Here is a 24,681-nt window from a genome sequence, read left to right as displayed (position 1 = left end):
TGGGTATAAGAGACAGGGGTGGTGGGGTCAGCGGGTGTGGTAGTTGGGCGCCTCGACGGTCATCTGGATGTCGTGCGGGTGGCTCTCCTTGAGACCGGCCGCGGTGATCCGGATGAGCTGGCCCCGGTCGTGCAGGTCGGGGATGTTCTCCGCACCGGCGTACCCCATCGCCAGACGCAGGCCACCGACCAGCTGGTGGGCCACCCGGGAGAGCGGCCCCCGGTAGGGCACCTGACCCTCGACGCCCTCGGGGACCAGCTTGTCGTCGCTGAGCACGTCCTGCTGGAAGTAGCGGTCCTTCGAGTACGACTTGGCCTGGCCCCGGGACTGCATCGCGCCGAGCGACCCCATCCCCCGGTACGCCTTGAACTGCTTGCCGTTGACGAAGATCAGCTCGCCGGGGCTCTCCTCGCAGCCGGCCAGCAGGCTGCCGAGCATCACCGTGTCGGCGCCGGCGACAAGCGCCTTGGCGATGTCGCCCGAGTACTGGATGCCGCCGTCACCGATCACCGGCACGCCGGCCGGGCGGGCGGCCCGGGCCGCCTCCATGATCGCGGTGATCTGCGGGACGCCGACCCCGGCGACGATCCGGGTGGTGCAGATCGCACCCGGGCCGACACCCACCTTGACCCCGTCGGCGCCGGCGTCGACAAGCGCCTTCGCGCCGGCGTACGTGGCCACGTTGCCGCCCACGATGTCGACGCTCACGTCCTTCTTGAGCCGGCGGACCATGTCGAGCACAGCCCGCTGGTGGCCGTGCGCGGTGTCCACGATCAGCACGTCCACGCCCGCGTCGACAAGCGTGCGGGCCCGCTTGTACGAGTCCTCGCCGACGCCGATCGCGGCGGCCACCCGGAGCCGACCGGCGCCGTCCTTGGTGGCCTCCGGGTACTGCTCGCTCTTGGTGAAGTCCTTGACGGTGATCAGCCCGCGCAGCCGACCCGAGTCGTCCACGATCGGCAGCTTCTCGACCTTGTGCTGGCGCAGCAGCGCCAGCGCGTCGTCCTTGCTCACCCCGACCCGGGCGGTGATCAGCGGAGTCCGGGTCATGATCTCGCGGACCGGAGTGTCCGGTTCGGAGACGAACCGCATGTCCCGGTTGGTGACGATGCCGACCAGCTGGCCGTCGCCGTCCACCACCGGAACACCGGAGATCCGGTACCGGCCGCACAGCTCGTCGACCTCGCGCAGCGTGTCGTCGGGGCTGGCCGTCACCGGGTTGGTGATCATGCCGGACTCGGACCGCTTGACCAGGTCGACCTGGAGCGCCTGGTCATCCACCGAGAGGTTGCGGTGCAGCACGCCGATGCCACCCTGGCGGGCCATGGCGATCGCCATCCGCGCCTCGGTGACGGTGTCCATCGCGCTGGACAGCAACGGGATGGTCAGCTCGATGTTGCGGGTGAGCTTCGTCCGGGTGTTGACCCGGCTGGGCACCACGTCCGACTCGCCCGGCTGCAACAGCACGTCGTCGAAGGTGAGCCCGAGCGGAACGACCCGGGCCGAGCCGGCCGGCAGCTCGGGCAGGTGGCCGCCCAGGTCGGCGCGCTCGACGCCGGCCGGAAGATCAGTGCTGGGCGAATTTTCCACGATTGCTCCCCTGAGCTGCTCGGATGGGCTTCAGCGAGGTGGCGCGGGCGGGCACCGGAGCACGCCACGGTGCCGGCACGTCGTCCCATCGTACCCAGTGAGCTGGGCGACTCCTGCGGTGGCGGGCCAGCCCGTCGCGCGGCCGGGGGGCGGACGTCCCCGCCGCGTTGGGTCTACGGTGAGGGGGTGCACGACGAGCCCATCGACCCGTTCAACGGCGACCCGGCCGACCCGACCGCGGGGCTGGACGACCCGGGCGACGACGCGACGCCGGATCCGCTTACCGACGTCGAGCGGCAGGATGTGCTGGAAGACCTCGCCGACCTGGAGATCTACCAGGCCCTGCTGGCACCGATCGGGGTGCGCGGGCTGGTGATCGAATGCGAGGACTGCCGGGAGCCACACTACTTCGACTGGGACCTGCTCCGGGGCAACCTGCGCCACCTGCTCAACTCGGGCCGGCCCCGCGTGCACGAGCCCGCGTACGACCCGGACCCGGACCACTACGTGACGTGGGACTACGCCCGCGGGTACGCCGACGGGGTGCACGACACCCTGACCGAGGGCACCGAGGACGAGCCGGGCACCCCCACCGCGACGGACTGAGCCCCGCCGGTCTCTGGCGGCCCTGTCCGCGGGCGGCGTCAGGCGACCAGGCCGGCGCGGAACCCGGCGGCGACCGCGTGCGCGCGGTCCCGGGCGCCGAGCTTGCGGAACAGCCTGCGGGCGTGCGTCTTGACGGTGTCCTCCGACACGAACAGCTCCCGGCCGATCTCCGCGTTGCTCTTGCCCTCGGCCATCCCCAGCAGCACCTGGAGCTCCCGTTCGGTGAGCCCGACCGACGCCCGCGCGGGGCGGGCGCCCGGTGCGGGGCGGGCCGGGTCGGCCTGCTCGGCCGGGGCCTCGCCGTTCGCCGGCTCGGCTTCGTCGTCGCCCCGCTGCACGGGCACCGACGGCACACCCGCCGACCCCTCGCCGGCCGCGGTGGAGGACCGGCCGGGTTCGCCGGAGCCGCGCAGCGACGGCGTGGAACGGCCCGGGCCGCCGACGGCCGCGGTGTCGCGGGCCGGATCGGTGATCCGTTGCCGGTTCGCGCGACCGGGGGCGGTGAGCAGCAGCAGGGCCTTGGCCACCGCGCTGGTCAGATCGTGGTCGGCGTTCTGGATCAGGCCTCGGGCGCCGGCGCTGATGGTGGCCGCCGCGGCCTCGGACTCCTCGGTGCCGAGCAGCACCACCGCGGCCTGCGGCGCGCGGGCCAGCACTCGGCGGACGAAGCCCGCACTGTCCGGCCGGGTGAGGGCCGTGTCGGCGAGCACCACGTCGGCCGGTCGCTCGGCGAGCCGCAGCATCACCTCGGGATCGGAGACGGCGGTACGGACGATCGCGGACAACCCCAGCCGCGCGGCAGCAGAGGTCAGATGCTGGGCCGCGAGCGGTGTCCGAACGCACACAAGAACGGTACGCACTGTGGTCTCCTCTCCGCCCACGAGCAGACCATGACCAGGTCGGCTGGGGAGGGGGTTCCCGGCAATCCTTCGAACTTTTCCGACAGACAGGGCAAAAGCCGCAATTTCCAGGGCGTTCTCGATCACACACGTGTGAGTCGGCGGCGACCCGGGTACCGGGAAGTCCAGGCCGGGAACGGTGCGCCTGCGCGGCCCGCCGCCCGGAAGCCGGCCACAAGGATCTCGCGGTGCCGCGCGGGAGGAGGGGTGCTGATGTCGAACGTACGTAGACTGCCCGGACCCATCGTCGATCTCTGGGACTGGCAGCGGCTCGGTGCCTGTCGAGGGCGCGACAGCGCCCAGTTCTTCCACCCCGACGGCGAGCGGGGCTCCTCCCGACTGCGTCGCGAATCCTCCGCCAAGGCCGTCTGCCGCGCCTGCCCGGTCCGCGCCGAGTGCGCCGCGCACGCGCTGTCGGTGCGCGAGCCGTACGGCGTGTGGGGTGGCTTCAGCGAGTCGGAGCGGCTGCGGCTGCTCGCCGTCGGCTGGGAGGACCTCGCCGACCGCCGGCACGCCCGGGTGGACGTGGCCCGGCTGGAGGCCCGACTCGGCCGCCCACACAAGTCCACCGTCCCGGCCCAGCGCAACGTCGCCTGACCGGCACTCCCTCAACACCCACGAAACCGCGCCCCACCAGGGGCGCGGTTTCGCGTCCCCTCCACCTCCCATCCGCGTTGATCATGAAGTTGTCGCCCGGGCCAACGGCGTGTCGGGGCAGTAACTTCATGATCACCCGGGGCCGGCGTGGGGGTCAGCGGACCGTGACGGTGACCGTGTGCCAGCCGGTGGCGCCGTCCGGGACGACGCCCTGTCTCCGCTCGGTCTGCGTCTCGCCCGTCGCGTCGGTCGCCCGGACCTGGAGGCGATGCTCGCCCGGCGTGGCGTCCCAGCGCCACGACCACTGCACCCAGGTGTCCACCGACACCGTCGGCGCCAGTTCGGCCTCCTGCCAGGGCCCGCCGTCGACGCGTACCTCGACCCGGCGGATGCCCCGGTGCTGCGCCCACGCCACCCCGGCCACGGTGACCGGGCCGGTGGTCAGCCGGTTGCGCGCCCGGGGAGCGTCGATCCGCGACTGGGTCTTGATCGGTCCCTCGACGGACCAGCCCCGCGGCACCCAGTACGCGTCGAAGTCGGCGAATCGGGTCAGCTCCAGCTCGGTCACCCACTTGCAGGCCGACACGTAGCCGTAGAGGCCGGGCACCACCATCCGGACCGGGAAGCCGTGCTCGACCGGCAGAGGCTCGCCGTTCATGCCGACCGCCAGCAGCGCGTCCCGCCCGTCACGCAGCGCGGCGGTGGGGGTGCCGCAGGTCCAGCCGTCGACCGACCGGCCGACGACCTGGTCGGCGTCGTCCTCCGGCTCGACCTCGTCGAGCAGCTCCCGCAGGGGTACGCCGAGCCAGCGGGCGTTGCCGATCAGGTCCCCACCCACCTCGTTGGAGACGCACGCCAGCGTGACGTACCGCTCGACCAGCGGCCGGGCCAGCAGGTCGGCGTAGCTGTAGGTGCGCTCCGTACGGACCCGCCCGTGGATCCGCAACCGCCAGGTGTCCGGGTCCACCTGCGGCACCACCAGGGCGGTGTCGATCCGGTAGAACCCGAAGTTCGGGGTGACGTACGGCGCGAGCTGGGCCAGCGAGAGGTCCGCGCCCGCCGGAACGGCCGGTGCGGGGGCGACCGGAGCGGGCAGCCGGATCGCGTCCCGGGCGGCCGACACGCCGCGCCGCCCGGCCAGCCAACGGCCGCCGAGACCGGCCACCGTGGCGGTGCCGAGCAGCACCCCGGCGCTGGTGAGGAACCGCCGACGCGACTCCGGGTCGGCTGCCTCGCCCGGCGCCCGCCCGCTCGACGCGTCCGGCTCCGGGGGCGCGGCCGGGGTCACCGGCACCGGCAGGTCGTCGGACGTCGTCGGGCCGGCCGGCGACACCGGAGCCCGCCGTGTGGTCGGCGCCGGCGGGGACCACGGCCAGGGGTCCAGCTCCAGCGGGCCGGCGATGAACAGCCAGAGCACCACGGCGCCGAGACCACCGCCGACCAGCGACGGCAGCGCGTCGAAGACGTCCGCGCCGGAACGGGTCACCGCGGCGGCCACCCCGACGGCGGCGAACGCCGCGATTCCGGCCAGGCCGAGAGCCAACCGGCGTACCGCCAGCATCCCGAACAGCGCGGCGAACGCGCCCAGCAGCACCGCCGTACCGACCAGCAGGGCGATCTTGTCGGCGGTGCCGAAGATGTCGATGGCGAACTGCTTCACCGACTCGGGGACGGCGTCGACGACCACCCCGCCGACCGCGACCAGCGGCGCCGACCGGGGGCCGGTCAGCACCGCCACCGGCTCGGCGATCCCGATCGCGACGGCGGCAGCGGTCACTCCGGCCAGCGCGGCGTACCGCCGTGACGTGGTGCTCATCGGCCCAGTGTGCGCGATCATTCCGCCGGGTCGCCAACCACGTCAGCGCTCGGTAATGACCTCGAAAGACGAACCGGGGCACACCGCCGTACGACGGTGTGCCCCGGGACGGGTGTCGCTACCGGGTCAGAAGCCCGGGCCGTGCTGGTGGCCGTGACCGTGGCCGTGCCCACCGGCAGCGGCCGGCTCGGCCTGCTCCGGCTTCTCCACCACGAGGCTCTCCGTGGTGAGCAGCAGACCGGCGATCGAGGCGGCGTTGGTGACCGCGTTGCGGGTCACCTTCACCGGGTCGATGATGCCGGCCTTGACCAGGTCGACGTACTCGCCGGTGGCGGCGTCGAGGCCGTTGCCCCACTGCATGTCGGCGACCTTCTGGGTCACGACGTAGCCGTCGTGACCGGCGTTCTGCGCGATCCAGCGCAGCGGCTCGACGAGCGACTTGCGCACGATCGAGACGCCGACCTTCTCGTCACCGGTGAAGCCCAGGTCGTCGTCGAGCACCGGGAGGATCTGCACCAGGGCGGCGCCGCCGCCGGGCACGGTGCCCTCCTCGACCGCTGCCTTGGTCGCCGCGATGGCGTCCTCGATGCGGTGCTTGCGCTCCTTCATCTCGACCTCGGTCGCCGCACCCACCTTGATCACGGCGATGCCGCCGGAGAGCTTCGCCAGCCGCTCGGCCAGCTTCTCCCGGTCCCAGTCGGAGTCGGAGGCCTCGATCTCCTTGCGGATCTGGGCCACCCGGTCGGCGACGTCGGCCTTCTGGCCACCGCCGTCGACGATCGTGGTGTTCTCCTTGTCGACCACGACGCGCCGGGCGGTGCCGAGCACCTCCAGGCCGACCTGGTCGAGCTTGTAGCCCAGCTCCGGGGCGACCAGCTCGGCGCCCGTGGAGATCGCGATGTCCTGGAGCATGGCCTTGCGGCGGTCACCGAAGCCCGGGGCCTTGACCGCGCAGACCTTGAGGGTCTTGCGCAGCGAGTTGACCACCAGGGTGGACAGCGCCTGGCCGTCCACGTCCTCGGCGATGATCAGCAGCGGCTTGCTGTTCTGCAGGACCTTCTCCAGCAGCGGCAGCAGCTCCTCGATCGCCGAGATCTTCTGGGTGGTGACCAGGATGTACGCGTCCTCGAGGACGGACTCCTGACCCTCCAGGTCGGTGACGAAGTTCGGCGAGATGAAGCCCTTGTCGAACTGGAGACCCTCGGTCACGTCCAGCTCGGTGGTGAGCATCGAGCCCTCCTCGACGGTGATGACACCGTCGCGGCCGACCCGCTCCATCGCCTCGGCGATCAGGTCGCCGATGGTGGCGTCCTGCGCGGAGATCGTCGCCACGTTCGAGATCGAGTCCTTGCCGGCGACCTCGACGGCCCGGCCGAGCAGCGCCTCGGAGACCTTGGCGGCCGCCGCGTCGATGCCCCGCTTGAGGCCGGCCGGGTTGGTCCCGGCGGTCACGTTGCGCAGGCCCTCGCGAACCATCGCCTGGGCCAGCACGGTGGCGGTGGTGGTCCCGTCGCCGGCGACGTCGTTGGTCTTGGTCGCCACCTCCTTGACCAGCTGCGCACCGAGGTTCTCGTAGGGGTTGGTGAGCTCGATCTCCTTGGCGATGGTCACACCATCGTTGGTGATCGTCGGCGCACCGAATTTCTTGTCCAGGACGACGTTGCGCCCGCGCGGGCCGAGGGTGACCTTGACCGCGTCCGCGAGGGCGTTGACACCGTGCTCCAGCAGGTGTCGGGCGTCGTCCGAGAAGCTCAGGATCTTCGCCATGAATGTCCCTTCGAAGCGCCATTGCCCCGGCCCGGCGAGCCGGACCGGGGCAGTGGCACTGATCGGTTGCTTACTTCTCGATGACCGCGAGGACGTCGCGGGCGGAGAGCACCAGGTACTCCTCGCCGGCGTACTTGACCTCGGTGCCGCCGTACTTCGAGTAGAGGACGGTGTCGCCGACCTGGACGTCAACCGGAACCCGGTTGCCGTTGTCGTCGACGCGCCCCGGGCCCACAGCGAGGACGGTGCCCTCCTGCGGCTTCTCCTTGGCGGTGTCGGGGATCACGATGCCCGACGCCGTGGTGGTCTCAGCCTCGTTCGCCTGGACCACGATGCGGTCCTCGAGCGGCTTGATCGCAACCTTGGTCGCGGTAGTCACGGGCATACCCTCCTGGGGTACTGGTTTCGTTGCTGGCCAGCGGGGCTGACCAGCGTCAATCTGCCTCATGCCACCGGGCGGGGCCGTCGTCGCGGGTGCCGGTCCGCCTGGCGTGCGCACCCGGGTCGCGAGACCCGGAAGCTGGCACCCTCAGGGTGAGAGTGCTAATCGCAGGTTATTCCGTGGCTAGCACTCCGTCAAGGAGAGTGCCAGCGAGTCGCGCCCCGCCAGGCCGGATTTTCGCGTCGACCGGGAGAATGTCGGGGTGGATCTCGACCAGCTGGCGCTGCTGCGCACCCCCGAGGGGTCGGCCGCGCTCACGGCGGCGGCCGGACTGGCCGGCGGCGACCCGCTGGCCGCGGCGTCGGCGTTGCGCGCGGCCGGGATGCCTCCGGCGCTGGCCGCGGCGGCGCTCACCCAGGCCGGCGCGGGTGAGGAACATCCCCGAGGCGGCGGGACCGAACTTGCCGGCCGCCCGGCTGGCCGCCGGCGGCGTCCACACCCTGGCCGACCTCGGCTGCGGCCTCGGCGCGGACGCGCTGGCCGCCGCCCGCGCCGGCATCCGGGTGTACGGGGTGGAGGCCGACCCGGTGACCGCCGCGATGGCCGCCGCCAACGCCGAGGCGGCCGGGCTGGCCGAGCTGTTCACTGTCGAGTGCGGCGACGCCACCGCGTTCGACGTCTCCCGGGTCGACGGCGTCTTCTGCGACCCGGCCCGGCGCACCACCGGGACCGGCCGACGGATCTTCGACCCGCGCGCCTACTCGCCACCGTGGGACTTCGTCACCGGACTGGCCGAGCGGGTGCCGCGCACCGTGGTGAAGGTGGCCCCGGGCCTGGACCACACGCTGATCCCCGCCGGCGCGGAGGCGGAGTGGGTCGGCGTGGACGGCGACCTGGTCGAGGCCGCGCTCTGGTGCGGCGAACTGGCCGAGGTGCCCCGCCGCGCCACCCTGTACCGCCGGGAGGGTGGCGAGACCCGCCGCCACCAGCTCACCGGCTCGGGCGCCACCGAGGCGCCGGTCGGGCCGCCGCGCCGCTACCTGTACGACCCGGACCCGGCGGTGGTCCGCGCGCACCTCGTCGCCGAGTTGGCCGGCGAGCTGGACGCCACCCTCGCCGACCCGAGCATCGCCTACCTCTACGCCGACCAACCGACCCGCACCCCGTACGCGCGCTGCCTGGAGATCACCGACGTGCTGCCGTTCTCGCTCAAGCGACTGCGGGCACTGCTGCGGGATCGCCGGGTGGGCCGGGTCGAGATTCTCAAGCGGGGTTCGGCGCTCACCCCGGAGCAGCTGCGGCGGGACCTGCGGCTGGCCGGCGACCAGGCGGCGAGTCTGGTGCTCACCCGGATCGCCGGGGCACCGACGGTGCTGATCGGCCGACCGGTCGATTAGGTTCGGGGTGTGGCGGGACAGGGCACTCCGGCGACGGCTCTACTGGTCAAGCGTGGGATCGCGCATCGCACCCACCCCTACCAGGTGGCGCCGGACGCACCGAACTACGGCGCGCTGGTGGCGGCGGCGCTCGGCGTGGCCCCGGAGCGGGTGTTCAAGTCGCTGGTGACCGAGGTGGACGGCGCACTCACCGTGGCGGTCGTACCGGTCACCGGGGAACTGGACCTCAAGGCGCTCGCCGCGGCGGTCGGCGGCAAGCGTGCGGCGCTGGCCGACCGGACGGTCGCCGAGCGGGCCACCGGCTACGTGCGGGGCGGGATCAGCCCGCTCGGGCAGCGTCGGCGACTGCCCACTGTGCTCGACGACTCCGCCCTGGACCTGCCGACGATCTACGTCTCCGCAGGCCGGCGCGGTCTGCAACTCGAACTGTCGGCGGCGGATCTGGTGGCGTTGACCGCGGCCCGTACCGCGCCGTTGCAGGCCCGCTGACGACTGTCGTTACATCGGCTCTCCGTGGGATGTTCGGGGAGTAACAGTTGCGTTGCTGAATTGTTATCGCTCCCAACAAACTTGACACCTGGGCGGTCTTGTGGACCCGGCGTGACGCGCAATACGTTGCCGGGCACAACAAAACAACACCTCCCCCACCTCCGAAAGGACCCTGCACATGCGTAAGGGGATCCTCACCATCGCCGCCGTGGGCCTGCTGGCGACCGGCGGCCTGACCGCTTGCGGCGACGACTCCAGCCCGGAATCGGGCAGCTCCGCCAAGACCCCCAAGATCGGCGTGATCCTTCCGGACAGCAAGTCCTCGGCCCGCTGGGAGACCGCGGACCGACGCTTCCTGGAGGAGGCGTTCAAGGCCGCCGGCGTCAAGTACGACATCCAGAACGCCCAGAACGACAAGACCGCCTTCCAGACCATCGCCGACCAGATGATCACCAGCGGCGTCACCGCTCTGATGATCGTCAACCTGGACTCCGGCACCGGCAAGGCCGTGCTCGACAAGGCCAAGTCCCAGGGCGTCGCCACCATCGACTACGACCGGCTCACGCTGGGCGGCTCGGCCCAGTACTACGTCAGCTTCGACAACGAGACCGTCGGCAAGCTCCAGGGCGAGGGTCTGTCGAAGTGCCTGACCGACAAGGGCGTCAAGAACCCCGTCGTGGCGTACCTGAACGGCTCCCCCACCGACAACAACGCCACCCTGTTCAAGGCCGGCTACGACTCGGTGCTCAAGCCGAAGTTCGACAGCAAGGAATACACCAAGGGCCCCGAGGACTCCGTGCCCGCGTGGGACAACGCGCAGGCCGCGACGATCTTCGAGCAGCAGCTCACCAAGGCCAACGGCAAGATCGACGGCGTGCTGGCCGCCAACGACGGCCTCGGCAACGCGGCCATCTCGATCCTGAAGAAGAACAAGCTCAACGGCAAGGTGCCGGTGACCGGGCAGGACGCCAGCACCGAGGGCCTGCAGAACATCCTCGCCGGTGACCAGTGCATGACCGTCTACAAGGCCGTGCGGGAAGAGGCGAAGGCCGCCTCCGACCTGGCCATCGCCCTGGCCAAGGGCGAGAAGAAGGACACCGGCCAGACCGTGAAGGACCCGGAGGGCGGCCGCGACGTCCCCTCGGTGCTGCTCACCCCGAAGGCCATCTACAAGGACAACATCAAGGACGTCATCGCCGACGGCTACGTGACCAAGGAAGAGGTCTGCACCGCGGCGTACGCCAAGGCCTGCACCGACGCCGGCATCAGCTGACCGACGCCGCAGTACCCGCCGGGACGACCATCACCGCCCGGCACGGGAGAATCCCTCCCGTGCCGGGCGGCACCCGCCGGACGGGCCCCGACACTCCCTTAAGAAGGAGACCCCCGTGTCCGCGACCCCCCTGCTGGAGCTCCGCGGGATCGACAAGAGCTTCGGTCCCGTCCAGGTGCTCCGCGACGTCGCCCTGACCGTGCACCCGGGAGAAGTGACCGCACTGGTCGGCGACAACGGCGCCGGCAAGTCGACCCTGGTGAAGTGCATCAGCGGCATCCACCCCACCGACGCCGGCGAGTTCCTGTTCAACGGCGAACCGGTGCACATCGGCAGCCCCCGCGACGCCGCCGGGCTCGGCATCGAGGTCGTCTACCAGGACCTCGCGCTCTGCGACAACCTCGACATCGTGCAGAACATGTTCCTGGGCCGGGAGAAGCGAAGCGGCATCGTCCTCGACGAGCCCACCATGGAACAGCTCGCCGCCGAGACGCTGGCCGGGCTCTCCATCCGTACGGTCACGTCGCTGCGCCAGCACGTGTCCAGCCTCTCCGGCGGTCAGCGCCAGACCGTGGCCATCGCCAAGGCGGTGCTGTGGAACAGCAAACTGGTCATCCTCGACGAGCCGACCGCGGCGCTCGGCGTGGCACAGACCGCCCAGGTGCTCGAACTGGTCCGCCGCCTCGCCGACAACGGTCTGGCCGTGGTGCTCATCTCGCACAACATGAACGACGTCTTCGCCGTCTCCGACCGGATCGCCGCGCTCTACCTCGGCCAGATGGTCGCCCAGGTGAGGACCACCGACATCACCCACGCCCAGGTGGTCGAGCTGATCACCGCCGGGCGCTCGGGCGCGCTCGGCCTCACGACCGAGACTGGCAGCAACGGCGACGGCACGCAGCCGGCCGACTCGATCTCAGGAGGCCTCCGATGACCACCACCGCCGTGCGCAAGGACGGCCCGGCGGCCGTCACCCCGCCGCCGAGCATCGGGGGGCACGCCCGCACCTACCTGAGTCGGGTACGCGGTGGCGACGTCGGCGCGCTACCGGCCGTACTCGGCCTGATCGTGCTCTGCACCGTCTTCGCGGTCATGCAGCCGTCGTCGTTCCTGTCGGCCGGGAACTTCGCCAACCTCTTCACCCAGGGCGCGGCGGTGACGCTTATCGCGATGGGCCTGGTCTTCGTGCTGCTGCTCGGCGAGATCGACCTCTCCGCCGGCTTCGCCAGCGGTGTCTGCGCGGCGGTACTGGCCAATGTGGTCACCGTGCTCGGCTACCCCTGGTGGGTCGCCGTGCTCGCCGCGATCGCCACCGGCCTGGTCATCGGCACCACCCTCGGACTGCTCGTCGCGAAGATCGGCATTCCGTCCTTCGTGGTCACCCTCGCCGGCTTCCTCGCCTTCCAGGGCATCGTGCTGCTCCTGGTGAAGGAGGGCACCAACATCTCCGTCCGCGACAACGTGCTGGTCGCCATCGCCAACCGCAACCTCACCCCCGCCCTGGGCTGGGCGCTGGCCGTCCTCGCGGTCGTCGGCTACGCGGCGGTGCAACTGCTGCGCCACCGCAACCGGGTGGCCCGCGGTCTGATCTCCGACCCGATCGCGGTGGTCGCGCTCCGGATCGCCGGGCTCGCCGTCATCCTCGGCGCGGCGGTGTACGTCCTCAACCTGGAGCGCAGCCGCAACGTCCTGATCAGCTCGCTCAAGGGTGTGCCGATCGTCGTGCCGATCATCGCGGTGCTGCTGGTCGTCTGGACCTTCGTGCTCCAGCGCACCAGCTACGGCCGGCACATCTACGCCGTGGGCGGCAACCGGGAGGCTGCCCGCCGGGCCGGCATCGACGTCGACCGGATCCGGATCTCGGTCTTCATGATCTGCTCGTCCATGGCGGCCGTCGGTGGCATCGTGGCCGCCAGCCGGGCCAACTCGGTCGACCCGAACACGGGTGGCAGTAACGTACTGCTCTACGCGGTCGGCGCGGCCGTCATCGGCGGCACCAGCCTCTTCGGAGGAAAGGGCCGCGTCCTCGACGCCGTGCTCGGCGGCGCGGTGGTCGCGGTCATCGAAAATGGAATGGGCCTCATGGGGTACAGCGCGGGAGTCAAGTACGTGGTCACCGGCGTCGTGCTGCTGCTCGCCGCCAGCGTGGACGCTCTCTCCCGCCGCCGGGCGGCAGCCACCGGCACCCGTTGACCGCGCGGGAGGTAGCACCACCATGCGCGCAGGACCGAGCCAGGACGACGTCCGACGGCAGAACCTCGGTGCCCTGCTACGGCACGTGCACGTCCACGGTGCGACCACCCGTGCCGAACTGACCACCACGCTGGGCCTCAACCGCAGCACCATCGGAGCGCTCACCGCCGACCTGTCCGCGGTGGGACTGGTCAGCGAGGGGGCACCGAAGGAGACCGGGCGGGCCGGACGACCGTCACTCGTCGTCCGGCCCGAGTCCGCCCGGGTCTACGCGTACGCGTACTCGGTCGAGGTGGACCGGTTGCGCGCGGCCCGGATCGGGCTGGGTGGCGCGGTCCTGGACCGCCGGGATCTGGACCGGCCGCGTGGCCTGCTTGCCGCCGAGGCCGCGCCGCTGCTGGCCGGTGCGGTCAAGGAGATGCAGCAGGCGGTGCCGTCCGACGCGATCTGCGTGGGTGCCGGCGTCGCGGTCTGCGGCATGGTCCGCCGCGAGGACGGCCTGGTCCGGCTCGGCCCCACCACCGGCTGGGTGGACGAGCCGATCGGCACGGCGCTCGGCGCCGAACTCGGCCTCGACGTGCCGATCACGGTCGGCAACGTGGCCGACATGGCCGCGTTCGCCGAACACGCACGGGGGGTGGCCGCCGGCTGCGACAACGTCATCTACCTGTACGGCGATGTCGGTGTCGGCGCCGGCATCATCGCCGGTGGTCGCCGGCTCACCGGGCACGGCGGGTACGGCGGCGAGGTCGGCCACATGAAGGTGGTCCGCGACGGTACGCCCTGCGAGTGCGGCGCCCGGGGATGCTGGGAGACCGAGATCGGCGAGCACGGACTGCTCCGCGCGGCGGGGCGCTCCGACGCGCGGGGACGAGACGCGCTGCTGGCCGTCTTCGACGCCGCCGACCGGGGTGACGCCCGCGCCCAGACGGCGGTCCGTCAGGCCGGTGACTGGCTCGGGTTCGGGGTGGCCAACCTGGTGAACGTCTTCAACCCGGAGATGGTCATCTTCGGCGGCACCATGCGCGATCTCTACCTGGCCGCGGCCGCCCAGATCCGCAGCCGGCTCAACTCCAACGCGCTCGGCGCCTGCCTGGAACACGTCCGGCTGCGCACCCCCCAACTGGGTGGGGACGCGCCCCTGATAGGCGCCGCCGAACTGGCCTTCGAACGGCTCCTCGCCGACCCCCTCGACGTGGGCTGACCCGCGTACCCTGTCCGGCGTGGATGTCGAGCTGCGCGCCTCCGACGACGACCGTCACCGGGTGGTCGCCGATCTGCACCGGCACACCACTGCCGGCCGGCTCACCCTTGACGAGTTCTCCGAGCGCGTCGGTGCGGTGTGGACGGCCCGTACCCTAGGTGACCTGGCCGCGCTGACCCGCGACCTGCCGGCCCTGCCCGACGACCGGGCCACCGGGGCGACAGACGTGGGGCACGGCCGCCGGGAGCTGCTGGTGCTCTTCGCCGTCGCCGCGCTCACGCTGCTGCTGCTCGGTGGCTTCCTCGCCGTCACCCGCTGATCCGCGTCGCCGTCGGGTGAACTGATCGCACGATCAGTCCGTATCAGTGGACGGACGGGCAGCCGGCACGTACGGCTGCCCGGTCCGACGCGTTTCGGTCCGGACCGAGGAGGCACCGCAGACATGGCACCGCTCAGATCCGCCCGTCGTTGGCTGGGCAACCGGACCCACCGGACGGCGATGCTGCTCATCGCGATCATCGCCGGGGTCGGGGTCCTGCCCGGCGTGGCTGTCGCCGCCCCCGCCGGGCAGCAGCTGAACGCCGCCGACATGACCCTGCTCAACGGTGTGCGGCTGGCTGGGCTGTGGGAGATGCCGGCCGGTCAGATGGCCGCCGAGAAGGGGCAGTCGGCGAAGGTCCGGGAGATCGGTGCCGGCATCGCCAACGAGCACCAGAAGCTCGACGAGCTCGTCGTGGAGGCGGCCAACAAACTGGGCGCGACCATTCCCTCCGAGCCGACGGCCGAGCAGAAGGGCTGGCTGACGGAGATGCAGAACGCCTCCGGCGCCCGGTTCGACCAGATCTTCGTGACCCGGCTGCGGGTGGCCCACGGAAAGATCTTCCCGGTGATCGGCGCGGTACGGGCCAGCACCCGGGACGCGACGGTCCGCAAGCTCTGCGAGGACGCCAACGCCTTCGTGCAGCACCACATGCAGATGCTGGAGAGCACGGGGCTGGTCCGCTGGCCGGAACTGCCGCCGGCGGCGCTGCCCGCCCCCGGCAAGGACGGCCTGTTGGCGGCCGCCGGGGCGAACGCCGGCCCGCAGGTCGGGGTCAGCAGCACAGTCGTCTGGCTGGTGTTCCTCGCCGCGCTGGGCACCGGCGGGATCGCCACCTACCGGATGCTGCGTCGCCACTGAGTGTCGGCGGTGTCGGCGGCCAGGGTCAGCGGTCGACCTGGGTGAAGTCCCAGGAGTGCGGGGCGCGGGCCACCAGCAGGGCCGGCGGATCGGGCAGTGGGCGCGGGTTGCTGCGCCACTTGGAGATGACCACGACCCGATGGTCGGTGGACGAGAAGACCTCGCTGGACACGTGCAGCGGGTCGCGTTCCACCTCGGGCAGGGCGGTGTCGCACACCCAGGTGATCAGGTCGGCAACCCCGTACGCCTCGGCCCGCGCCTCCCACATCCGCACGATCATGTCCGTCGCCCCCGTCACACGCTGACCGTGGTCAGCGGCAGCGCCGAGTCGGCCGGCAGGTCGAGCCGGCTCGGCGCGACGCCGGCGGCGACCAGGTGCGAACCGAGCGCGGCCACCATCGCCCCGTTGTCGGTGCACAGCTTCGGCCGGGGCACCCGGACCCGGATGCCGTACTTCTCGGCCCGCTGCTCGGCCAGCGCCCGCAGCCGCGAGTTCGCGGCCACGCCCCCGCCGATCACCAGGGTCTCGATGCCCTGCGCGCGGCAGGCGGCGAGCGCCTTGCTGGTCAGGACGTCGCAGACCGCCTCCTGGAAGGACGCGGCCACGTCGGCCACCGGCACCGGCTCGCCGGCGCGCTGTCGCGCCTCGACCCAGCGGGCCACCGCGGTCTTGAGCCCGGAGAACGAGAAGTCGTACCGGTGCGCCGCGAGGTCCTTGGCGGCGGTCAGACCGCGCGGGAAGGCGATCGAGGCGGCGTCGCCGGCGCGGGCCTCCCGGTCGATGGGCGGGCCACCGGGGAACGGCAGCCCGAGCAGCCGGGCGACCTTGTCGAACGCCTCACCGGCCGCGTCGTCGATGGTGGCGCCCAGCGGGGTGACGCCCCGGGCCAGGTCGTCGACGAGCAGGAGCGACGAGTGCCCGCCGGAGACCAGCAGCGCGATGGCGGGTTCCGGCAGCGGGCCGTGCTCCAGGGTGTCCACGGCGACGTGCGCGGCCAGGTGGTTGACGCCGTACACGGGCTTCTCGGCGGCGAGCGCGTACCCCTTGGCGGCGGCTACACCGACAAGCAGCGCGCCGGCCAGTCCGGGCCCGGAGGTGACCGCGATCGCGTCGATGTCGGCCAGGGTGACGCCGGCCTCGGTCAGCGCCCGCTGCATGGTCGGCACGATGGCTTCCAGGTGGGCGCGGCTGGCCACCTCGGGCACCACGCCCCCGAACCGGGCGTGCTCCTCGACGCTGGAGGCGAGCGCGTCGGCCAGCAGGGTGTGCCCCCGCACGATGCCGACGCCGGTCTCGTCGCAGGAGGTCTCGATGCCCAGGATCAGCGGTTCGTCAGCCATGGTCGTGTGGTCCGTCCCCGGTCGGCTCGGCGTCGCGCTGCATGACCAGCGCGTCGGTGTTTGTCGCTTGGTAGTAGCCGCGTCGTACCCCGATCGGCTCGAACCCGTAGGTCGCGTAGAGCCGTTGGGCGGCGACGTTGTCCACGGCGACCTCCAGCAGGGTCCTGCGGGCGCCGCGTCGGTCCGCCTCGGCGAGCAGGTCCTCCAGCAGGACGCGCCCGATGCCGCGCCGTTGGACGTCCCGCCGGACGGCGATGACCTGTACCCACACCTCGTCCGGTGGGGCTCCGGCGAGCCCGGCGTAACCGAGCACCGTGCCGTCGTCGTCGGTGGCGACCCGGTAGTGGTGGCCGTTGGCCAGCTCGTTCCAGAACATGGCCGGGGACCACTTCCCGGGCCCGAACAGGTCCGCCTCGGTCGGCATCACCTCGTCGATGTGCCACCAGCGGAACGGTTCGAGCCGCACCGCCGTCACGGGAGGACCGGTTTGCGGCCGGTGGCCGCCACGGCGTCCGGGCGGCGCAGGTAGAGCGGGGTGAGCCGCTCGCCGGGGGCGCCGGCCCGGATCCGCTCGGCGGCGAGCATCGCCAGGACTGTGGCGTCCGGGTAGCGCGGCTCGACCCGGACCGGGAGATCCAGGACCTCGGCGTACCGGTGCGCCCCGTCGCCGACCGCGACAAGCGCGCCCAGCTCCCGGGCGCGGGCGCCGGCCACCGCGGGCGTGGAGACCTCGGGTCCGACGAGGCGCTGGCCGGCACCGTCGTAGACGGCCCAGTAGAGCTCCTTGCGGCGGGCGTCGCTGGCGGCCAGCACCGGTTCGCCGGCCGCCGCCGGGTAGCCGATGGCGTCCAGCGAGCAGACGCCGTACGTGGGGATGCCGAGCACCTGGCCCATCGTGGCGGCGGTGACCAGACCGACCCGCAGCCCGGTGAACGGCCCCGGGCCGAGCCCGGCGACGATGGCGGTCAGGTCACGGGGACGCGCGTCGGCGTCGGCGAGGACCGCGTCGACCTGGGGCGCCAGCAGTTCGCCGTGCGCGCGGGCATCGACCGTGCACCTGTGCGCGCGGGACGCGACACCGTCCGCCGAGACCTCCACGAGGGCCGCGGTCACCGCAGGGGTCGAGCTGTCCACCACGAGTACGAGCACGGTAAGCCAGCCTAGCGGGCCCCGCCACGAACCTTCGGCCACGCCCCGCCCCGACGCCTCGTCACGCCCGCATACCCGGCCCGTTCGTTCCGCCGGCCCGTTCGTTCCGCCGGCCCGCCACGCCCGCTCGCGGCATCTCGCACGCCGCACGGGCCGCCCCGCCCTCGCAGGCCACGCCCCCGGTCCCGCATCAGGGTGGCCGGGCCGACGATGACCCGCCGCACGCCGGATCTCCAGCGAAGCCGACCAGTCGTGAATACGGCTCAGTGGTATCCGTTCCGGCCTGGCCTGGTCCACCATTCCGGGATGCCGTCCACACGCCTTGGCCCTCTGCTCGGCAACGCTGTCCGAGAGCAACGGCACCTGCGCGAGCTGACCCAGGGCCAGCTGGCCGAGGCGGCCGGGGTCAGCCAGGCCGCGGTGGCCCGGATCGAGAGCGGCAACCGCGCGCCCAGCATCCGGGTCCTCGAGGCACTGCTCGCCGCGATGGACGTGCAGCTGGTCGTCGGGGTGGAGCCGCTGGACGCGCACCTCGACGCCCGGATCGACGAGCTGGCCGCCCGGCCGATCGCCGAGCGGATCGACGAGCTGGGCCTGGATCGGTTGCTGGACCGGCTCACCGACCTCCCCCAGGTGATCACCGGTTGCACCGCGGCGCTGCTACAGGACGCGCCGGTGCCGGTCGACGCGCTCGAGATCGCCCTGCGCTGGCAGGACTCGAAACAGTTCACTCGCTGGCTGGAGGCGAACTACGGGCAGCGGTGGAACGCCCGCTGGGGCGAGTTCGGCGGGATCTGGTTGGAGCCCGAGGAGCAGGGCGAGCACCGGTGGTCGACCCGCCACGGCGAGATCAGGGCCGTGATGTGCGACGAGCTGCCCGAAACCATCGAGGTACGCCACGCCGGGCGCGGCTACCAGGTGGTGCCGCTGGTCGAGCTGGAACTGACCGAACCACGCGCAACCGAACTGCTGCGCCGCTACCGGGCCCGGCAGCCGGCCGGCGAGGATTGACCCACCGGTCGGCGGCCAGGGCGGACCGGCGGTCAGCCGGCGGTGCGTTCCCAGTCGACGGTGGGCAGACCGGCGTCGGCGAGAGCCTTGTTGGCGGCGCTGAACGGGCGGCTGCCCAGGAAGCCGCGCGGATTCATCGGGCTGGGATGCCCGGCCTCCAGCACCACGTGCTGCGGGTTGGTGACCAGGGCGGCCTTCTTCCGGGCGTACCCGCCCCAGAGCAGGAAGACCACCCGCTGCGGCGACGCGTCCAACGCCCGGATGGTGGCGTCGGTGAACTCTTCCCAACCGGCGTTCGCATGCGAGCCCGGCGTGGCCTGGCGGACGGTCAGCACCGCGTTGAGCAGCAACACGCCCTGCGCAGCCCAACCGTCGAGGTTGCCGCTGCGCGGCTTGGGCACGCCCACGTCCTCGCCCAGCTCCTTGAAGACGTTGCGCAACGACGGCGGCACGGCCACCCCGTCGCGGACGCTGAAGCTCAACCCGTGCGCCTGCCCGGCCCGGTGGTAGGGATCCTGCCCGAGGATCAGCACCCGGGTGCCCTGCGGCGGGCAGAGCCGGTACGCCGAGAACAGGTCGTCCAACGGCGGGAAGACGGTCTGTGTCGCGTACTCCCGGGCGACGAACTCGCCGAGCGCGGCGGTGCGCGCCGGGTCGAGGTGCGGGGTGAGCACGGCACGCCACGGCTCCGACAGCAGTGCCAGCAGGTCCAGGGTGGGGGCGTCGTCGGGCATCACAAACCTTTCAGGTCGGCCAATCGCCGTGCCCAGTCTCCACCCACCGGATCCAGCTCCACGACCCGGGTGTCGTCGTCGCGGCGGTCGATACGGACCCGCAGATGCGCGTCGGCCAACTGCTCCACCAGGCCCTCGCCCCACTCCACCACGGTCACCGAATCGTCCACCGAGGCGTCCAGGTCCAGATCGTCGATCTCGGCGCGCGGGTCGGTGGCGTCACCCAGCCGGTACGCGTCGGCGTGCACCAACCCCACCCGACCGCCCCGGGCCGGATCGGGCCGGTGCACCCGGGCGATCACGAACGTCGGCGAGGTGATGTCCCCGACCACACCGAGCCCGGCGCCGATGCCCTGCGTGAGCGCGGTCTTGCCGGCACCCAGCGGACCCGTCAGCAGCACGAGATCACCGGCGCGCAGCAGCCCGGCCAGCAGCCGCCCGAAGTCCCGGGTGTCCTCGACGGTCGGCAGCTTGACGACGTGACTCACCGTTCCTCCACGCTCTGCAACGACTCCAGAAACCGCGCCAACGCGGCGTTGACCTCGTCCGCGTGCTCCAACATCACCACGTGGCCGCTGTCCTCGATCTTCACGAACTCGGCGTGCGGCAACCGCCGCACGATCTCCTCGGAGTGGGTCACCGGAGTGATCATGTCCTTGTCGCCGACCACCACCAGCACCGGAGTCGCGGCCAGCGCCGCGAGCGCCGGGAAACGCGAGTGGGTGGCCAGGGTCCGCAGATAGCGGGTCACCGTGTCGGCTGACGTCCGGGAGTTCATCGTCTCCACGTAGGACACCAGCGCCGGGCTCGGTTTGCGGGTGCCGAAGCCGTACTTGCGGGTCAACAGCCAGGCGACGTTCGACGTCGACTTGCGGGCCCTGTCGATCACCGGCCCGCCGTACCGGGTGGCGTTGTTGACCATGTACAGCACCGGGCCGCCGACCCGGCCGAGCAGCGCCGGCGCGACCAGCTTGGTCTCCGCGATCAGACCGCCCGACGTGGCCATCAGGACGGTGCCCACCACCCGGTCACCGAACAGCTCCGGGAACAGCTCGGCGAACGCCATGATCGTCATGCCGCCCATCGAATGCCCGACCAGCACCAACGGCCCCTCCGGGGCGGTCCGGTCGATGACCCGGCGCAACGTCCGGCCGAGCACCGCGAGGTCGTACTCCCCGGTCTCCAACCGGCCCGAGCGGCCGTGACCGGGCTGGTCGTACGCCACGACCCGATAGTCGCCCCGCTCGGCCAACATCTGGCGCTGGAAGTGGAACGTGCCCATGTCCAGGCAGAAGCCGTGCACCAGCACCACCGTCGGATGCCCCGGCACCGACCGGGTCGGCTCGACCACCTCGACGTGGATGTCCGTGCCGTCCGGCAACTCCAGCCGGAACGCCTCGTCGTACCGCTGCTGGCCGAACATCTCGTGCGCGTAGCGGTCGGTCGGGTCGGCCTTGAGGCGGCGGACCAGGGTGCGCTCGGTCGCGACGCCGGCGGCCAGACCGGCCGCCGCCACCCCGACGGCCGCGCCGACGATCCCGGCGACCCGGCCGACCGCCGTGCGCGGGCGCGGAACGCGGAACGAACTCACTGCGTCACGCCGTCGTAGACGCGCGGCACCCGCGTCCCACCGAACCGGGTGACGATCTCGTAGTTGATCGTGCCGACCGCCTCGGCCCAGTCGTCGGCCGTCGGCTCCCCGTCGACGCCGCTGCCGAAGAGCGTCGCCACGTCGCCGTCGGCCACCGGGTCGTCGCCGCAGTCGAGCACGAACTGGTCCATGCAGACCCGCCCGGAGATCGTCCGCCGCTTGCCGGCGAGCTGCACCGGACCGCTGTTGGACGCGTGCCGCGGCACCCCGTCGGCGTAGCCGAGCGGCACCACGGCCAGGTTCGCATCGGCCGGGGTGGTGTAGGTGTGGCCGTACGACACCCCGGTGCCGGCGGGCACCCGCTTGGTGAGCATCACCCGGGCGCGCGCGGTCATCGCCGGCTTCAGCCCGTACGTCTCGCCGGCCACCGGGGACAACCCGTAGATGGCCAGCCCGGGACGGACCAGGTCGAAGTGGGTGTCCGGGCGGGTCAGGGTGGCCGCCGAGTTCGCCAGGTGCCGCCAGCGGGGGCGCAGACCGGCCCGCTCGACCATGGCCAGCCCCTCGTGGAAGACGGCCAACTGGCGGTCGGTGGTCGGGTGACCCGGCATGTCCGCGTACACGAAGTGGCTCCACACGCCGACCACCTCGATCAGGCCGTCGGCCTGCGCCTTGGCGGCGGCGTCCAGCAGGGCCGGCCAGTCCGCGACGGTCGCCCCACCCCGGGAGAGCCCGGTGTCGATCTTCAGGTGCAGTCGGGCGGGGCGGCCGGCCAGCCGACTCGCCTCTATCATCTCGTCCAGCTGCGGAAGGCTCGCCGCCGCGAGGTCCACCCCGGCGGTGACCCCCTCGTGCAGCGGCAGCCCGGGAGCGAGCAGCCAGGCGAGGACCGGCGCGGTCACCCCGGCCCGACGCAGCGTGAGCGCCTCGTCGAGGGTGCAGACCCCGAGCCAGTCCGCCCCGGCGTCGAGCGCGGCCCGCGCGGCCGGGAGCATGCCGTGGCCGTACCCGTCGGCCTTCACCACCGCCATCAACTCGGCGGTGGTGCCGGAGCGGAGTCGACTCACGTTCGCACGGATCGCGTCAAGATCGACGCGTACCTCGGCCTGCCACATGCGCCAAGCCTACTTTCCGCTGTGATCACCGTGGGCGGCGACGCATGTCCCGTCACGCCGACCCGCCCAGGACGGGACGATCAGCCCAGCCGGGCGAGGACCGGGCGCAGCGCCGTCGCCACGTCGGGCGCGGTCACCGGCCCACTCCGGGCCGCCTCCCGCCCGGCCAGCCCGTGCAGGTACGCGGCCGAGGCCGCCGCCTGATCGGCGGGCAACCCGGACGCGAGCAGCGAGCCGAGCAGCCCGGCCAGCACGTCACCGGTGCCGCCGGTGGCAAGCGCCGGGGTGCCGGTCGGGTTGACGTACGCCCGACCGTCCGGCGTGCCGATCACCGTGCGGTCGCCCTTGAGCAGCACCACCGCGTTCATCCAGGCGGCCAGCCGCAGCGCCGAGCCGACCCGGTCGGCGCCCGGTTCCTCCCCGCAGAGCCGGGTGAACTCCCGGTCGTGCGGGGTGACGACGATCGGTGCGTCCCGGCCGCGCAGCCGGTCGGCGAGCGATCCGTCCACCAGCAGGGTCAGCGCGTCGGCGTCGAGCACCACCGGCACCGGGGCGGCCAGGACGCCCCGCAGCTCGGCAGCCGCGTCCTCGCCGGTGCCCAGCCCGGAGCCGCACACCCAGGCCTGTACCCGGCCCGCGTCGGCGACCCGGCCGGTGGCGATCACCGACGGGTGCTGGTGCAGCACCTCGGCCCGGGCGCCGCCGGCGTAGCGGACCAGACCGGTCGGCCCGGCGAGGGCCCCGCCGACGGAGAGCACGGCCGCGCCCGGATACGTGGCCGAGCCGGTCGCGACGCCGACCACACCCCGCGTGTACTTCTCCGACGATGCACCCAGCCGGGGCCACCAGTCGACCAGGTCGGACCACTCGGTGACCCGCAGCGCGGGAGTGCCCCGCAGCCATGGCCGCAGCCCGATGTCGACAAGCTCCACCTGCCCGGCGAGGGTGGCGGCCGGCCCGACCACCAGGGCGGGTTTCAACGCGCCGAAGGCCACCGTCACGTCGGCGCGGACCGCGGTGGGCCGGCCGGACGCGGACAGCGGCACATGACCGGTGTCCACCGCGACGCCGCTCGGGACGTCCACCGCCAGCACGGTCGCCCGACCGCCGTCGCGTCCGCGCAGGTCGCCGAGGTGCTGGACCATCTCGTCGGCGCTCGCTCGCAGCCCGCCGGTGCCGCCGATCCCCACGATGCCGTCGAGGACCAGGTCGACCGGGCCGGCCGGGCGGTCCACCAGCCGGCCGCCGGCAGCCCGTAGGGCCGCCAACCCGCCCGCGTGCGCCCGCCCGGGGGTGAGCAGCAGGGCGGACACCCGCACGCCCCGACGGGCCAGCCGCTCCCCCGCGTAGAGCGCGTCGCCACCGTTGTCGCCGGAGCCGACCAGCAGCAGCACCCGGGCGCCGTACACGCCGCCCCGCTCGGCGAGCAGCAGCGCGGCCCGGCGGGCCAGCCCGGCGGCGGCCCGCTGCATCAGCGTGCCCTCCGGCAGCGTGCCCATCAGCCCCGCCTCGGCCGCCCGTACGTCGGCCACCCGCCACACCGGTCTCATGTCACCGTGCCCCGTTCCGCTCGCGGGTGTGCTGGTCGGCCAGGACGACGTCGGTGCCGACCGCGACGATCACCGCTTCACCCTACCGGCGGGAACGGCCGCAGATTAACCGTCGGGTCGGCTGTGGGCAACGCCTGTGGACAGCCCCGGCGTACGACTGTCGACGCTGTCCACAGGGCACGACCGGGCGCCCGGATCGCACCTAGCGTCGGGGCGTCGATGCCGATCTGTGGGGGTGGGTCATGGCCGAGGAACCGTTGACGGTCCAGCCGGAGGCGCTGCGCGCGGTGGCCGCCGCGCTCGACGGTGCGGCGCACGGGTTGGCGTCGGGCCTGGCCGGGGTGCCCGGGCTGCTGGTGCCGGCGCCCGGCTGGCGGGCCGCCGCGTCCCTGGTGGAGCTGGAGGCTGCCGGGCACGCCTGGTTCTGCGGGCTGGGCGCCCAGGTGGCCGCGACGGCCGGCGGGGTCAGGTCGGCGGCGGAGGCGTACGAGTCGGTGGACGACCGCGCCGCCGGTCGGTTCGCCGCCCTGCCTCGGTGAGCGCCGTCGGCTACCGGCAGCTCTGGGCCGCCGCCCCGGCCACCCGCCAGCCACCCGGGTCGGCGGCCCAGAGCTGCCGGTAGCCGACCCGGGTGGCTGGCGGGTGGCCGGGGCGGCCTGGGCGGGGTTGACCGGGCCTGTCGACAGGCGCGCCGGTGGCTGGCCGGGGCCGCCGGGCGGTTGCGGGGCGACTGGTCCGGGGCGGCGGCCACGGCGGCGGACGTACGTCTGGGCGGCCTACGCGGCGAGTTGACCGCG

At 72.7% G+C, this 24,681-nt stretch carries 25 protein-coding genes and 1 pseudogene; 12 read left to right on the top strand and 14 right to left on the bottom strand.

The genetic code is table 11. The features are described 5' to 3' along the window. Positions 1-27: 27 nt before the first annotated feature. Positions 28-1,590, bottom strand: a complete 1,563-nt coding sequence (guaB, locus tag FHG89_RS07590) for an IMP dehydrogenase (RefSeq protein ID WP_139583651.1) — start codon at positions 1,588-1,590, stop codon at positions 28-30. A gap of 186 nt (positions 1,591-1,776) precedes the next feature. Here guaB and FHG89_RS07585 point away from each other — a divergent pair, with 186 nt between their 5' ends. Further along, complete coding sequence (locus FHG89_RS07585; protein ID WP_139583650.1) at positions 1,777-2,196, top strand: DUF5319 domain-containing protein; 420 nt, start codon at positions 1,777-1,779, stop codon at positions 2,194-2,196. Positions 2,197-2,234: 38 nt separating this feature from the next. Here the strand turns inward: FHG89_RS07585 and FHG89_RS07580 are convergent, their stop codons facing one another. Continuing rightward, complete coding sequence (locus tag FHG89_RS07580) at positions 2,235-3,056, bottom strand: helix-turn-helix transcriptional regulator (protein ID WP_139583649.1); 822 nt, start codon at positions 3,054-3,056, stop codon at positions 2,235-2,237. 252 nt (positions 3,057-3,308) lie between these two features. On the opposite strand from FHG89_RS07580, the gene FHG89_RS07575 reads away from it, so the two are divergent. Continuing rightward, positions 3,309-3,692, top strand: a complete 384-nt coding sequence (locus FHG89_RS07575) for a WhiB family transcriptional regulator (protein WP_139583648.1) — start codon at positions 3,309-3,311, stop codon at positions 3,690-3,692. A gap of 154 nt (positions 3,693-3,846) precedes the next feature. Here the strand turns inward: FHG89_RS07575 and FHG89_RS07570 are convergent, their stop codons facing one another. The 3 genes from FHG89_RS07570 to groES all read right to left on the bottom strand — a co-directional run bounded on the left by FHG89_RS07570 (position 3,847) and on the right by groES (position 7,660). Then, a complete protein-coding gene (locus tag FHG89_RS07570) occupies positions 3,847-5,508 on the bottom strand; it encodes a molybdopterin-dependent oxidoreductase (RefSeq protein ID WP_139583647.1) in 1,662 nt (553 codons plus the stop codon). A 126-nt stretch (positions 5,509-5,634) separates the two neighbouring features. Further along, positions 5,635-7,275, bottom strand: coding sequence for a chaperonin GroEL (gene groL / locus FHG89_RS07565; protein WP_139583646.1), 1,641 nt, complete (start codon positions 7,273-7,275; stop codon positions 5,635-5,637). Positions 7,276-7,345: 70 nt separating this feature from the next. Beyond that, positions 7,346-7,660 carry a co-chaperone GroES gene (gene groES, locus FHG89_RS07560; RefSeq protein ID WP_030330046.1) on the bottom strand — a complete coding sequence of 105 codons (315 nt, stop codon included), beginning with the start codon at positions 7,658-7,660 and terminating at the stop codon, positions 7,346-7,348. 259 nt (positions 7,661-7,919) lie between these two features. Between groES and FHG89_RS07555 the strand changes: the two are divergent. The 8 genes and pseudogenes from FHG89_RS07555 to FHG89_RS07520 all read left to right on the top strand — a co-directional run bounded on the left by FHG89_RS07555 (position 7,920) and on the right by FHG89_RS07520 (position 15,393). Then, positions 7,920-9,054: pseudogene (locus tag FHG89_RS07555) on the top strand (THUMP-like domain-containing protein). 9 nt (positions 9,055-9,063) lie between these two features. Continuing rightward, on the top strand, positions 9,064-9,543 hold the full coding sequence (gene ybaK, locus FHG89_RS07550; RefSeq protein ID WP_139583645.1) for a Cys-tRNA(Pro) deacylase: 480 nt from the start codon (positions 9,064-9,066) through the stop codon (positions 9,541-9,543). 178 nt (positions 9,544-9,721) lie between these two features. Next, positions 9,722-10,816, top strand: a complete 1,095-nt coding sequence (locus tag FHG89_RS07545) for a sugar ABC transporter substrate-binding protein (RefSeq protein ID WP_139583644.1) — start codon at positions 9,722-9,724, stop codon at positions 10,814-10,816. Positions 10,817-10,931: 115 nt separating this feature from the next. After that, positions 10,932-11,750, top strand: a complete 819-nt coding sequence (locus FHG89_RS07540) for an ATP-binding cassette domain-containing protein (protein WP_139583643.1) — start codon at positions 10,932-10,934, stop codon at positions 11,748-11,750. Continuing rightward, positions 11,747-13,009: a sugar ABC transporter permease gene (locus tag FHG89_RS07535; protein ID WP_139583642.1), complete on the top strand. Its 1,263-nt coding sequence runs from the start codon at positions 11,747-11,749 to the stop codon at positions 13,007-13,009. Before FHG89_RS07540 ends, FHG89_RS07535 begins: the two co-directional genes overlap by 4 nt. A 22-nt stretch (positions 13,010-13,031) precedes the next feature. Next, positions 13,032-14,213: an ROK family protein gene (locus FHG89_RS07530; protein WP_139583641.1), complete on the top strand. Its 1,182-nt coding sequence runs from the start codon at positions 13,032-13,034 to the stop codon at positions 14,211-14,213. A gap of 19 nt (positions 14,214-14,232) precedes the next feature. After that, on the top strand, positions 14,233-14,532 hold the full coding sequence (locus FHG89_RS07525; RefSeq protein ID WP_139583640.1) for a DUF1707 SHOCT-like domain-containing protein: 300 nt from the start codon (positions 14,233-14,235) through the stop codon (positions 14,530-14,532). 123 nt (positions 14,533-14,655) lie between these two features. Then, complete coding sequence (locus tag FHG89_RS07520) at positions 14,656-15,393, top strand: DUF4142 domain-containing protein (protein WP_139583639.1); 738 nt, start codon at positions 14,656-14,658, stop codon at positions 15,391-15,393. A gap of 25 nt (positions 15,394-15,418) precedes the next feature. On the opposite strand, the gene FHG89_RS07515 is transcribed toward FHG89_RS07520, so the two are convergent. From FHG89_RS07515 to tsaB, 4 genes are read right to left on the bottom strand one after another with little or no spacing between them, the layout of a single operon-like run. Next, a complete protein-coding gene (locus tag FHG89_RS07515) occupies positions 15,419-15,673 on the bottom strand; it encodes a hypothetical protein (RefSeq protein WP_139583652.1) in 255 nt (84 codons plus the stop codon). Positions 15,674-15,687: 14 nt separating this feature from the next. Next, positions 15,688-16,734 carry a tRNA (adenosine(37)-N6)-threonylcarbamoyltransferase complex transferase subunit TsaD gene (gene tsaD, locus FHG89_RS07510; RefSeq protein ID WP_007465128.1) on the bottom strand — a complete coding sequence of 349 codons (1,047 nt, stop codon included), beginning with the start codon at positions 16,732-16,734 and terminating at the stop codon, positions 15,688-15,690. Further along, positions 16,727-17,209, bottom strand: a complete 483-nt coding sequence (rimI, locus tag FHG89_RS07505; protein WP_244295232.1) for a ribosomal protein S18-alanine N-acetyltransferase — start codon at positions 17,207-17,209, stop codon at positions 16,727-16,729. The genes tsaD and rimI overlap by 8 nt, the downstream gene beginning before the upstream one ends. Next, complete coding sequence (gene tsaB / locus FHG89_RS07500) at positions 17,206-17,883, bottom strand: tRNA (adenosine(37)-N6)-threonylcarbamoyltransferase complex dimerization subunit type 1 TsaB (protein WP_139583637.1); 678 nt, start codon at positions 17,881-17,883, stop codon at positions 17,206-17,208. Before tsaB ends, rimI begins: the two co-directional genes overlap by 4 nt. A gap of 306 nt (positions 17,884-18,189) precedes the next feature. Between tsaB and FHG89_RS07495 the strand changes: the two genes are divergently transcribed. Further along, the gene (locus FHG89_RS07495) at positions 18,190-18,894 is read left to right on the top strand and encodes a helix-turn-helix domain-containing protein (protein WP_139583636.1); all 705 of its coding nucleotides are present in this window, start codon (positions 18,190-18,192) and stop codon (positions 18,892-18,894) included. A gap of 32 nt (positions 18,895-18,926) precedes the next feature. On the opposite strand, the gene ung is transcribed toward FHG89_RS07495, so the two are convergent. The 5 genes from ung to FHG89_RS07470 all read right to left on the bottom strand — a co-directional run bounded on the left by ung (position 18,927) and on the right by FHG89_RS07470 (position 23,884). Further along, positions 18,927-19,628, bottom strand: a complete 702-nt coding sequence (ung, locus tag FHG89_RS07490; protein ID WP_139583635.1) for a uracil-DNA glycosylase — start codon at positions 19,626-19,628, stop codon at positions 18,927-18,929. Further along, the gene (gene tsaE, locus FHG89_RS07485) at positions 19,628-20,116 is read right to left on the bottom strand and encodes a tRNA (adenosine(37)-N6)-threonylcarbamoyltransferase complex ATPase subunit type 1 TsaE (RefSeq protein WP_139583634.1); all 489 of its coding nucleotides are present in this window, start codon (positions 20,114-20,116) and stop codon (positions 19,628-19,630) included. Before tsaE ends, ung begins: the two co-directional genes overlap by 1 nt. Continuing rightward, on the bottom strand, positions 20,113-21,219 hold the full coding sequence (locus tag FHG89_RS07480; RefSeq protein ID WP_139583633.1) for an alpha/beta fold hydrolase: 1,107 nt from the start codon (positions 21,217-21,219) through the stop codon (positions 20,113-20,115). Before FHG89_RS07480 ends, tsaE begins: the two co-directional genes overlap by 4 nt. Next, complete coding sequence (gene alr, locus FHG89_RS07475; RefSeq protein WP_139583632.1) at positions 21,216-22,334, bottom strand: alanine racemase; 1,119 nt, start codon at positions 22,332-22,334, stop codon at positions 21,216-21,218. The genes FHG89_RS07480 and alr overlap by 4 nt, the downstream gene beginning before the upstream one ends. An 80-nt stretch (positions 22,335-22,414) precedes the next feature. Continuing rightward, positions 22,415-23,884 (bottom strand): NAD(P)H-hydrate dehydratase, encoded by a 1,470-nt coding sequence (locus FHG89_RS07470; protein ID WP_139583631.1) that lies wholly within the window; start codon positions 23,882-23,884, stop codon positions 22,415-22,417. 242 nt (positions 23,885-24,126) lie between these two features. Between FHG89_RS07470 and FHG89_RS07465 the strand changes: the two genes are divergently transcribed. Further along, complete coding sequence (locus FHG89_RS07465) at positions 24,127-24,423, top strand: type VII secretion target (protein WP_139583630.1); 297 nt, start codon at positions 24,127-24,129, stop codon at positions 24,421-24,423. Positions 24,424-24,681: the final 258 nt, after the last annotated feature.

Origin of the sequence: Micromonospora orduensis (assembly GCF_006228125.1) — a bacterium.
In the GTDB taxonomy this organism is placed as follows: Bacteria; Actinomycetota; Actinomycetes; order Mycobacteriales; family Micromonosporaceae; genus Micromonospora; species Micromonospora orduensis.
Note: the sequence above shows the minus strand (reverse complement) of the source record. Positions and strands in the feature narration are given on the sequence as shown.